Origin of the sequence: Actinoplanes sp. CA-252034, from assembly GCF_050956125.1 — a bacterium.
Lineage (GTDB): Bacteria > Actinomycetota > Actinomycetes > Mycobacteriales > Micromonosporaceae > Actinoplanes.
The window spans coordinates 9,100,003-9,111,187 of record NZ_CP191846.1; the positions used below are offsets into that span (position 1 = coordinate 9,100,003).

The 11,185-nt window shown below is 69.2% G+C and carries 7 protein-coding genes and 1 riboswitch; of the genes, 4 read left to right on the plus strand and 3 right to left on the minus strand.

All coding sequences use genetic code 11. The annotated features are described in order from the left end of the window. Positions 1-2: 2 nt before the first annotated feature. Positions 3-542, minus strand: a complete 540-nt coding sequence (locus tag ACQPZW_RS41105; protein WP_433791449.1) for a GNAT family N-acetyltransferase — start codon at positions 540-542, stop codon at positions 3-5. Between the two features lie 132 nt (positions 543-674). Here ACQPZW_RS41105 and ACQPZW_RS41110 point away from each other — a divergent pair, with 132 nt between their 5' ends. After that, positions 675-1,646: an Acg family FMN-binding oxidoreductase gene (locus ACQPZW_RS41110; RefSeq protein ID WP_433791450.1), complete on the plus strand. Its 972-nt coding sequence runs from the start codon at positions 675-677 to the stop codon at positions 1,644-1,646. 30 nt (positions 1,647-1,676) lie between these two features. Here ACQPZW_RS41110 and ACQPZW_RS41115 read toward each other — a convergent pair whose 3' ends face one another. Next, positions 1,677-3,347, minus strand: a complete 1,671-nt coding sequence (locus tag ACQPZW_RS41115; RefSeq protein WP_433791451.1) for a sulfatase — start codon at positions 3,345-3,347, stop codon at positions 1,677-1,679. 88 nt (positions 3,348-3,435) lie between these two features. Here ACQPZW_RS41115 and ACQPZW_RS41120 point away from each other — a divergent pair, with 88 nt between their 5' ends. Genes ACQPZW_RS41120 through ACQPZW_RS41130 form a run of 3 tightly spaced genes read left to right on the plus strand, consistent with a single transcriptional unit; the run spans position 3,436 to position 7,738 of the window. Further along, positions 3,436-4,047 carry a TetR/AcrR family transcriptional regulator gene (locus ACQPZW_RS41120; protein ID WP_433791452.1) on the plus strand — a complete coding sequence of 204 codons (612 nt, stop codon included), beginning with the start codon at positions 3,436-3,438 and terminating at the stop codon, positions 4,045-4,047. Next, on the plus strand, positions 4,041-5,780 hold the full coding sequence (locus ACQPZW_RS41125; protein WP_433791453.1) for an ABC transporter ATP-binding protein: 1,740 nt from the start codon (positions 4,041-4,043) through the stop codon (positions 5,778-5,780). Before ACQPZW_RS41120 ends, ACQPZW_RS41125 begins: the two co-directional genes overlap by 7 nt. Beyond that, the gene (locus tag ACQPZW_RS41130) at positions 5,777-7,738 is read left to right on the plus strand and encodes an ABC transporter ATP-binding protein (protein WP_433791454.1); all 1,962 of its coding nucleotides are present in this window, start codon (positions 5,777-5,779) and stop codon (positions 7,736-7,738) included. The genes ACQPZW_RS41125 and ACQPZW_RS41130 overlap by 4 nt, the downstream gene beginning before the upstream one ends. Before the next feature lie 53 nt (positions 7,739-7,791). On the opposite strand, the gene ACQPZW_RS41135 is transcribed toward ACQPZW_RS41130, so the two are convergent. Further along, on the minus strand, positions 7,792-10,836 hold the full coding sequence (locus tag ACQPZW_RS41135) for a Calx-beta domain-containing protein (RefSeq protein ID WP_433791455.1): 3,045 nt from the start codon (positions 10,834-10,836) through the stop codon (positions 7,792-7,794). A gap of 83 nt (positions 10,837-10,919) precedes the next feature. Continuing rightward, a riboswitch (cyclic di-GMP riboswitch) is annotated at positions 10,920-10,998 on the minus strand. Positions 10,999-11,185 lie beyond the last annotated feature (187 nt).

Below are 11,185 nucleotides of genomic sequence, written 5' to 3' on the forward strand. Positions count from 1 at the left end.
GACTACTTCCACTCGGAGGCGAGCACGGCCCAGATCTCGGTGTCGTTGCGGACGCCGTTCCACGGGTACGCCTGGCGCAGCAGGGCCTCGCGGGTCATGCCGAGCCGGCGGGCGACGTTCGAGCTGTCGATGTTGTCGGGGTTGCAGTGCCACTCGGCGCGGTGCAGGCCCCTGGTCCGGAACGCCCAGTCGATCAGCACCCGCGCCGCCCGGGTGACCAGGCCGCGGCCGGTGGCGGACGGCTCCAGCCAGACACCGATCTCACAGTTGCCGATCCGGGCGTCGAAGGCGACGAACATCGTGCCGCCGACCAGGACGCCGTCCAGCCAGATGCCGTACAGGCGCTGGCCGTCCTTGGCGGCGTTGTCGGCGTAGCGCTGCAGCGTGGCGGTGGCGCCGGCCAGATCGGCGCTGACACTCGCCCAGGGGATCCACCGGTCGACCGTGGCACGGGCCCGGTCCATGTGGGCCAGGAACTCCTCGGCCTGCCAGGGCTCGAGCGGTCGCAGCTGGGCATTCTCGGTCAGGTCGACACTGAACATCGCCCGAGCCTAGCGGCTGTCACGGGACGGGCCGGAGCGAGGCGCAGCGCGGATCCCAGGGCGATACAGCCACCCGGGCGGTAGGGGCGGAAGGCCGTACCCGCTGCCGGTGAGAAGGCGCACGATAGGGACATGAACGAAACCGACGAGGTCAAGCGCGCACTGGTCCAGGCGGCGGACGCGGCACGGTTCGCCCCGTCGATCCACAACACGCAACCGTGGCGCTGGGTGGTCCGGGAGGGCCGGCTGGAGCTGTTCGGCGTTGCCGAGCGACAGCTGCGCGAGGAGGACCCGGAGGGCCGGATGCTGCTGCTGAGCTGCGGGACGGCGCTGCACCACGCGCAGGTGGCCCTGGAGGCCGAGGGCTGGCGGCACGAGGTGGACCGGCCGGCCGACGAGCCGCTCGCGGTGATCCGCCCGGCCGGGCAGGTCGCGGTACGCCCGGAGGCCACCCGGCATTTCCAGATGCTGCAGGTACGGCGTACCGACCGGCGGACCGTGACCGACGAGAAGGTGCCCGAGGACACGCTGCGGCACCTGGTGAAGGTGACCGAGGAGAACGGCGCCCGGCTGCACGTGCTCGGGCGTGACCAGGTGCTGGCGCTGGCCGTGGCGGTCGACCGCGCCCAGCACGCCGAGGACCACGACTACCGGCTCACCGCGGAGACGGCGAGCTGGGTCGGCGGTGAACGGCCCGAAGGCACCGGGATCCCGGCGTCGGCGCTGCCCGAGGAGGTGCCGCTGACCACGGTCGCCGAGCGGGACTTCCAGGTCAAGGGCACACTGGCCGCCGGCGACGGGCACGACGGGGCGGCGGTGTACGCGGTGCTCTACGGCGAGGGCGACGGGCCGGCGGACTGGTTGCGCGCCGGGGAGGCGCTGAGCGCGCTGTGGCTGGCCGCGACCGAGCAGGCGGTGAGCCTGTTGCCGCTGAGCAGCCCGGTGGAGATCCCGTTCACCCGGCAGACCCTGCGCCGGATGCTCTCCGACGTCGGTTACCCCTACCTGGCGGTGCGTCTGGGCACACTGGACCCGGCGCACTCGGCGCCGCCGAAGACCCCCCGGCTCCCGGCCGGGCAGGTCATCGACGTCGTCCCGGGCTGAGTCCCCGGCGGAGTCCCCGGCCGGGACGGGTCAGTGCGGGTCGCCCTCCGGGCCGTAGGCCGCGAGGAAACGGTCCCGGAAGGTGTCCATCCGCCAGACCGGGGCGGCCGGGTCCGGCTTGAGGCCGTCGGTCCAGCCCCACCCGGCGATCCGGTCGAGGACGGCCGGGTCCTTGGCGACGATCGTCACCGGCACGTCGTGGGTGGCCTGGTTGCCGACCACGGCGGAGGCCGGCTGGTGGTCGCCGAGGAAGACCGTCACCAGGTCGTCGCGGCCGTACTTCGCCATGTGGCCGAGCAGGCTGTCCATCGAGTAGGCGATCGAGCGGGCGTACTCGGTGCGCATCCGGTTCTCGTCCTTCCACACCTCGGTGGGGCCCTGGGCGTTCGCGGCCATCGGACCGTAGACGCTGCCGTCGCCGACCGAGTCCCAGTCGATCATGCTGGGCACCGGCGCCCACGGCGTGTGGCTGGACGTCAGGGTGATCTCGGTGAGCAGCCGGCCCCGATCCTTCGCGCCGTACTCCATTTTCTGGAAGGCCGACATCACGTACTGGTCGGGCATCGGGGACCAGCTGAAACCGGGGCCGTTGTAGCCCAGCGTGTGCGAGTCGTAGATGTGGTCGTATCCGTAGAAGGCGCCCTCCGGCCAGGCGAAGATGATCCCGGGCTGGACTCCGACCGTACGATGGCCGCTGCTCTTGAAAGCCCTGGTGAGGGTCAGCCGATCGGAGGAGACCAGGCTGCGGTAACGCTGCTCGTTGTCGATCCACAGCCCGGACAGGAACGTCGAGTGGGCCAGCCAGCTGCCACCCCCGGCCGTGGAGGAGGTCAGCCAGCCGCTGCGGGCGGCGAACCCCTTGGCGGCCAGCGCCTGCTGGTTGGCGGTGAGGCTGGTGAGGACGGCGCTGTTGAAGGCCGGGTTCTCGATGGCGTCGCGGCCGTAGCTCTCGATGAACGAGATGATCACGTCCTTGTCGCGCAGAGCGGTCAGCATCTGGTCGTCGGGCCGGTCCCGGTAGGCGTCGACCTGCACCTCGGCGGCGAACCGCTTACGGTCGGCCAGGTCGTTGGGCAGGGCGAGGGCGGTGTGCGCGGCCAGCTCCGCGGCGGTGTGCGAGGCGACCGGGATGCCGCCGATCAGCTGGGTGCCCATCAGGGTGAGGGCGACCCAGGCGGCGGCGACCGTGCCGATCCCGCGCCAGGCGCCGACCCGGTGGCTCAGCGCGATGCCGCTGAGCCGCAGCACGGCCCACGTCATGGCGGCGACCAGCCCGACCGCGGCGAGCACCAGCACGACGGCGAGCCCGGCGGTGGCCGCATCGCCGATCGAGTCGACCATGAAGTTGTACGCGTCGTCGACGAGGATCCAGTCGAGGACGGGGTCGAAGCGGCGGGCCAGCACGGCGAAGAAGCCGATGTCGATCAGCTTGACGACGGTGAGGAGCCCGAGCAGCACCCCGAGCGCTCCGGCGATGGGGCGGCGGGCCCGGCCGAGACGCCCCCGTTGCGGCAGCAGAAGCAGGAGCGCTCCGGCGATCAGCGCCTCGACCGGAACTCGCAGGAGCGCCGTGAAGACCGAGTTGCCGGGCGGCAGCCGGAAGATCTGGTCCGGGACGATCAGGGCCAGAAACACCAGAACGACGGCGAATCCCGTGGTCAGGTGCCGGATGACGCGGCGGTACGGCTTCGTTGGGCTCACGCTTCTTTCATACGCCACGTCGCTGAATCCGGTTCGACCGCGGTAATCCGTTTGTCTGAGTGAGTACTCGCTCATTACAGTGGCCGCCATGGAGAACCGGCGCAGACGCGTCCCGGCGATGGCGCCGGAGGAACGGCGGGCCGCCCTGATCGAGGCGACCATCCCGCTGCTGCACGAGCACGGCCTGGAGGTGAGCACCCGGCAGATCGCCAGCGCGGCAGGCGTGGCCGAGGGCACCATCTTCGGCGTCTTCGAGAGCAAGAGCCAGCTGGTGGTCTGCTCGGTGATCAAGGCACTCGACCCGCAACCCGACCTCGACGCGCTGGCCGCGATCGACCGGTCCGCTCCCCTGCGCGAGCGGGTGGTCGCCGCGGCCGAGCTGGTGCACCGGCGTTTCGCCGAGCGGGCTCACCTCATGCACGCGGCCCGCAAGCTCATCATGGTCGGCGAGCAGGATCCGGAGACCATCGCCCGGATGGCCGCCAACCGGGCGAAGATCGGCGCCGCGGTCGCCGACGTCTTCGCACCCGACGCGGCCCGGCTCCGGGTGACGCCGGAGCGGGCCGCCCACCTGCTGCTGATGTTCTGCGGCGCCAACACCTTCGGGCCGTACGGGGAGCCCGACTCGTTCAGCGGCGCGGATCTGGCGTCACTGCTGCTGGACGGCATTCACATCGACGAGACGGAACAGAAGTGCTGATCAGACTATTGAAAGTGCATCTGCGGCCGTACCGGACGGAGATCACCCTGGTGGTGCTCTTCCAGTTCCTGCAGACGATCGCGACGCTCTACCTGCCCGCACTCAACGCGGACATCATCGACAACGGCGTGGTCAAGGGCGACACCGGCTACGTGATGCGGGTCGGCGCCGGCATGCTGGGCATCACCGTGCTCCAGATCGCCGCGCAGGGTGTGGCGGTGTATTTCGGAGCCCGGACCGCCATGGCCGTCGGCCGTGACCTGCGCGCCTCCATCTTCACCAAGGTGCAGGGCTTCTCGGCCCGCGAGGTGGGCCAGTTCGGCGCGCCCTCACTGATCACCCGCACCACCAACGACGTCCAGCAGATCCAGATGCTGGTCCTGCTCACCTTCACGCTGATGGTGTCGGCGCCGATCATGTGCGTCGGCGGCATCGTGCTGGCCATGCGCGAGGACGTGCCGCTCTCCTCACTGCTGCTGGTCATCGTCCCGATCCTGATCACCGTGATCGGCCTGATCATCGCGAGGATGCGGCCGCTGTTCCGCTCCATGCAGGAGCGGCTGGACCGGGTCAACCAGGTGATGCGCGAGCAGATCACCGGCATCCGGGTGATCCGGGCGTTCGTCCGTGACGACCACGAGCGGGCCCGCTACGGCGTCGCCAACGACGAGCTGACCGACGTGTCGCTGCGCGTCGGCCGGATCATGGCGCTGATGTTCCCGACGGTGATGCTGATCGTGAACATCTCCAGCGTCGCGGTGATCTGGTTCGGCGGCCACCGGATCGACGGCAACGGCATGCAGATCGGCGAGCTGACCGCGTTCATCAGCTACCTGATGCAGATCCTCATGTCGATCATGATGGCGACCTTCATGTTCATGATGGTGCCGCGCGCCGAGGTCTGCGCCGAGCGCATCGAGGAGGTGCTGGACACCGAGTCCAGCGTGGTGGCGCCCACGGCGCCGGTCACCACGCTGTCCCGGCACGGCGAGCTCGAGCTCCGCGACGTCGGTTTCCGCTATCCGGGGGCTGAGGCAGGTGTGCTCTCGGGGGTACGCCTGACCGCGCGCCCCAATGAGGTCACAGCGATCATCGGGAGCACCGGCAGCGGTAAGACCACCCTGCTGAATCTGGTCCCCCGGCTCTTCGACGCCACCGAGGGACAGGTGCTGGTCGACGGGGTGGACGTCCGGGAGATCGAGCCCGGCCTGCTGTCCCGGCTGATCGGCCTGGTCCCGCAGCGGCCGTACCTGTTCACCGGCACGATCGCGTCCAACCTGCGCTACGGCAATCCGGACGCCACCGACGAGCAACTGTGGGAGGCGCTGGAGATCGCGCAGGCCCGCTCGTTCGTCGAGTCGATGGAGGGGCGGCTCGACGCCCCGATCGCGCAGGGCGGCACCAATGTGTCCGGCGGTCAGCGGCAGCGCCTGGCGATCGCCCGCACGCTGGTGCACCGGCCGGAGATCTACCTCTTCGACGACTCGTTCTCGGCACTCGACTACGCCACCGACGCGGCGCTGCGGGGAGCCCTGACCGACCACATCGCGGACGCCACCGTGGTGATCGTGGCGCAGCGGGTCAGCACGATCCGCGACGCCGACCGGATCATCGTGCTCGACGACGGCCGGGTCGTCGGCACCGGCACACATGAGGAACTGATGGAGACCAGCCCGACGTACCGCGAGATCGTCCTGTCCCAGCTGACCGTCGAGGAGGCGAGCACCCGATGACGTCACCTCAACGTCGCGGCCCGGTCCCCGGTGGGCCGCCCGCCGCCCGCATGATGATGGCCGGTGGGCCACCGGAGAAACTGCAGGACTTCAAGGGGTCCACCAAGCGCCTGCTGGCACTGCTCAAGCCACAGCGCGCAGTCGTCGGCGGCGCGCTGGTCTTCGGCGCCTTCGGTGTCTTCCTGTCGGTGCTCGGGCCGTACCTTCTCGGACATGCCACCGACGTGATCTTCGGCGGCGTGATCGGCCGGATGCCCGGCTTCCCGCCCGGCGCCACCAAGGACCAGGTCATCGAGTCCCTGCGCGCCAACGGCCAGAGCACCCAGGCCGACCTGCTCTCCGGCGTCGACTTCACGCCCGGGCAGGGCATCGACTTCGACCGGCTGGCGCAGGTGCTCGGCTGGGTGGCGCTGATCTACGTGTTCGCCTGGGTCTTCGGCGTGCTGCAGGGCCGGCTCACCACCCGCGCCGTGCAGGCCGCCGTCTACGACCTGCGCCAGCAGGTGGAGGACAAACTGGGCCGGCTCCCGCTGTCCTACTTCGACCAGCAGGCGCGCGGTGAGGTGCTCAGCCGCGCCACCAACGACACCGACAACATCGCGCAGACCCTGCAGCAGACGTTCGCCCAGCTGGTGACAGCCCTGCTGATGATCGTCGGCGTGCTGGGGATGATGTTCTGGATCTCGCCGCTGCTGGCGCTGATCGCGCTGGTGACGGTCCCGCTGTCGATCTGGCTGACCACCGTGATCGGCAAGCGGTCACAGCCCCAGTTCGTCGCCCAGTGGAAGGTCACCGGACAGCTCAACGGCCACATCGAGGAGATGTTCACCGGGCACACCCTGGTCAAGGTCTTCGGCCGGCAGGGCGAGGCGGCGGCCACGTTCCAGGAGCACAACGACAAGCTGTACGCGTCGAGCTTCCGCGCCCAGTTCGTCTCCGGGCTGATCCAGCCGGCCATGATGTTCATCGGCAACGTCAACTACGTGCTCGTCGCGGTGGTCGGCGGCCTGCGGGTGGCGTCCGGCTCGCTGAGCCTCGGCGAGGTGCAGGCGTTCATCCAGTACTCGCGCCAGTTCAGCCAGCCGCTCACCCAGGTGGCCAGCATGGCGAACCTGGTCCAGTCCGGCGTGGCCTCGGCCGAGCGGGTGTTCGCCCTGCTCGACGCGCCCGAGCAGTCACCGGACCCGGCGCCGGTCACTCTCCAGGGGGTGCGCGGCCGGATCGCGTTCGAGGACGTGTCGTTCCGCTACCTGCCGGACAAGCCGCTCATCGAGAAACTCAACCTGGCCGTCGAGCCCGGGCAGACCGTCGCGATCGTCGGGCCCACCGGCGCGGGCAAGACCACACTGGTCAACCTGCTGATGCGGTTCTACGACGTGACCGGCGGGCGGATCACGCTCGACGGCGTCGACATCGCGACCATGCCGCGGGAGCAGCTGCGCGAGCAGATCGGCATGGTGCTGCAGGACACCTGGCTGTTCGGCGGCAGCATCGCCGACAACATCGGGTACGGTGCCTCCGCCCCCTCTCCTGAACTTGTTCGGCAGGCGGCCGAGGCGGCTCATGTGGACGGGTTCGTGCGGATGCTCCCCGAGGGCTACGACACGACGATCGACGAGGAGGGGTCCAACGTCAGCGCCGGGCAGAAGCAGCTGGTCACCATCGCCCGGGCGTTCCTCGCCGAGCCGAGCATCCTGATCCTCGACGAGGCGACCAGCTCGGTCGACACACGTACCGAGGTGCTCATCCAGCGGGCCATGGCGACCCTGCGCAGTGGGCGGACCAGCTTCGTCATCGCGCACCGGCTCTCCACGATCCGTGACGCCGACGTGATCCTGGTGATGGAGAACGGGTCGATCGTCGAGCAGGGCACCCACGACTCGCTGATCGCGACCGGTGGGGCGTACGCCCGGCTCTATTCCGCGCAGTTCGCCCAGGCCGTCGCCGAAGTGGACTGACACACACGGAACGGGGGCGGCCGGATGGCCGCCCCCGTCTCGTCTGCTACGGCTTACTTGATGGTGATCTTCTTCTGGGCGGACCAGCCGCTGTTGATGCCGAGCGAGCTGTCACCGCCCACCTGGACCCGCAGCGTCAGCTTGGTCTTCGACTTGAAGCTCCAGGACTTCTTGTACGCCCCGGTGGAGCCGGTCATGCCCTTGCTGCCGAGGGTCACCCACTTGCCACCGGTGTAGCGCTGCACCGTGACGGCCTGGCCGGCCGCCTTCGGGTTGCCCGCCACCGAGACGTTCAGCTTGCCCTTGGTGGAGCTCGCCGAGAACGACGGGTTCTGGGTCACCTTGACCGTCACCGGCGACGAGAGCATGTCCGTCGCCTGGACCGCGAACACCCAGCCCTGGCTCAGCGACCGCGACGGGAACTTGAACCAGCCCTCGTCGTCGGACTTGACCTCGGCCAGCCACTTGCCCTTGGCCGGGTCGGTCTCCGGCAGCATCGCACCCCACAGCTCGACCGTGGCGTTCGGCGCGGCCTTGCCGCTGATGGTCGCGCCGCCCACACCCTTGGCCGGGCCGGTGACGCTGAGCGACGGCTTGACCGGGTCGGTCTTGTCGTCGGACTTGATGATCACTTCACCGGTGCTCTTGACCACCGAGGCGCCGACCGGCGAGATCGGGCTGCCGAAGCGGACCTCGAAGGTCTCGTTGTCCTCGGCCCACTTGTCGTTGATGATCTTGACGTTGATCTTCGGGGTGTCGCCCGGCTTGATCTCCAGGACGCCCTCGGTCTTGACGTAGTCCTCGCCCGCCTTCGCCGTCCCGTCCACCGTCTTGTACGGGATCTTGATGGTCTGGGTGGTCGAGGTCGCCTCGCCGTTCGGGATGACGTCGACGTCGACGTCGACCGACTGCTCCCACTCACCGATCGACTCGTCCTGGAGGGACGCGGCCGGCGGCAGGTCCGACGGGTCGTCGGTGATCCGGAACATGCCGGTCGACTTGGCGAAGCCGACCAGAGTGGTGCCCTTCTCGGTCGCCGTCACCGTGAACGTCTCGGTCGGCTCGTCGATGTCGTCCGGAAGCAGGTAGATCGACCCGAGGTTGGTGCTGCTGCGCTCCGAGACGACCACCGTGCCGGACTTGCCACGCGGCACCGTGAAGTCGGCGATCGTCGTGGTCTCGTAGTCGACACCCGGCGTGGCCGGGACCGCCTCGATGGTGCCGGCGGCGTCCGCGGTCGCGGATCCGCTGGCCGCGGTCGTCAGCGAGATGGTGTACGCGTCCTGGGCGATTCCGGTGATCGTGCCACCGACCCGGACGAGACCACCCTCCGGCGCGGCGACCTCGCTGAACGTCAGCGTCGGCGCGGCGTCGTCGTTGGCGATGGTCACCAGCGAGGTGTGCGTGGTGCCCGGGGCCGCGGTCGAGCTCACCCGGACGGCGTCGGCCGTGCCGATGCCGATGCCGACGGTCAGCGTCTCGTTCTTCTCGAAGACCGTGTCGCCGTTGACGACGACCTCGACATAGCCGACGGTCTCGCCGGCCTTGATGGTCACCGTGCCCGCGGTGGGCGGGTCGTAGTCGTTGCGGCCCGCGGTGTCACCCTCGTTGACGCCGTCCGGGTCGGCCGAGATGCCGGTAACCGTGGCGGAGAGAGAGGTGTCGATGTCGAGCGGGGCGCTGAGGGTGACCGGAACCTTGGCGACGGTGGTGCCGCTGCTGCCCTCCTGCACCTCGACGTTGCCGGCCGCGAAGGTGACCGGCCCGGTGTCGTCGTCGGCGATGAAGAACTGCGTCGCGTTCGCGGCGCCCAGGTTACCGACGTTCACCGAACCGTTCGGGCTGGTCAGCACGATCCCGAAGGTCTCGCCGATCCAGTCGTCGTTGTCGCCCGGCTCGAAGATCGTGTCACCGAGGAACGACACCGGAATGGTGGCGGTCGTCTGTCCCGGCGCGATGGTCACCGAGCCACTGGCGCCCTTGTAGTCCTTGCCGTTGGTCGCCGGGTAGGTGCCGGCGTTGACGAACTCGTAGTTGAGCCGCACCGGAATGGTCGACGTGCCATCCAGCTTCACATTGATGGTCTTCGCCGTCTCCCCGGAGTTGCCCTCCGGGTTGAAGGTGGTCAACGCGGCCGTCTCGTACGTGGGCAGCGGGTCCAGCGAGAGCTTCACGCTCGGCGCGGTCTCGTCGTCGACGATGTTGCCGGTGCCGGTGACGGGCGTGCCCAGCGTCGCGTTCGTCGGGTTGGCGATCGTGGCGGTGAGCTTCTCCGGGCTCGCCTCGACGACCTCGTCGGGCTTCACGTCCACCACGGCGACAGCCGAGACCGCGTACTTCGGAATGGTCACGACCGACTTGTTGAGAGTGATGTAGTCGACTCCCGCCGCTGCCACGAGAGCGCCCGTGGCGCCGTAGCTGTCGCCGGAGGTCACCCCGTTCGCGGTGCTCAGCTCGACCGTGACGGCCTTCTCCGAGCGACCACTGAGGGTCAGCGGGAAGACCAGGTCGTTACCGTCGTCGGACATCTCCGTGGTGCCCTCGGTGGCGTCGCCGGCATCGCCGATCGACACGGTCGGGGTGGCGTCGTCGTCCGCGATGTAGACCCTCGTCGAGCTGGCCGCCGTAGTCAGCGGCAGAAGCTCGGGAACGGTGCCGTCCACCTTGACCACGAAGTTCTGGGTCGCGTCCTCGTCGAGCTTGTCGTCGTACAGCTCGATGTCGAGGGAGCCGCTCTGCTCGCCGGCCGGGATGACGACGACCGCCCCATCCGCCGGCGGCCAGGTGAAGTCCCGGTTCACGTTGGTGTTCGCCGCGCCGAGCGCCGTACCACCCGATCCCTCGGTGGTGTCGATCGTCAGCGTGACGGCCGTCTCCTCCTCGGCGGGCGCCGAGAGGTTCACATAGACCGTGGCCTTCTTCTGAGTCGTCGTGGTCGAACTGCCGACGACGGTGGTGGTGGCCGTCTCGACGATCGGTGCCGACGAGGTGGTGATCGAGTACTTCGGAGCGACGATCGCCGCGGCGGGCGACGCCACGAACACGACGGGTGCGAGGCCCACGACGCCGGCGACGGCGGCCGACAAGACCGTTCGCACCGAATTCTGGCCGCGCAGGGCGAAGGGCACGGAACCGCCCGACCCCGTACGGCGGGTGTGATAGTGCATGTCTTTCTGTCTCCTTCGGCGGCTGGGCAACCTCCAGCGGGGAGGCCCCTGGCTTTGCGTCCCCGCCTCGCGACGGGTTTGCCTGTTCGGGTACCGCACCGGAACGGGGCGGTGGGGGCGGTGGTGAAACCGGCCCTCAGCAGCGCAGACACCGGGATTACGAGATCCAGTGTGAGGCCGAGCCATCCGTAATCTAACCGGCGTATCGCACCGTTATCGGCGGAACGCGTTTTTGGGTATAAAAACCTTCACATCATGTCTAAACGGCGGAGGGCGGCCC

Coding starts and splice junctions, on each gene's coding strand:
- ACQPZW_RS41105 (WP_433791449.1), bottom strand. CDS start 542: ATGTTCAGTGTCGACCTGACCGAGAATGCCCAGCTGCGACCGCTCGAG.
- ACQPZW_RS41110 (WP_433791450.1), top strand. CDS start 675: ATGAACGAAACCGACGAGGTCAAGCGCGCACTGGTCCAGGCGGCGGAC.
- ACQPZW_RS41120 (WP_433791452.1), top strand. CDS start 3,436: ATGGAGAACCGGCGCAGACGCGTCCCGGCGATGGCGCCGGAGGAACGG.
- ACQPZW_RS41130 (WP_433791454.1), top strand. CDS start 5,777: ATGACGTCACCTCAACGTCGCGGCCCGGTCCCCGGTGGGCCGCCCGCC.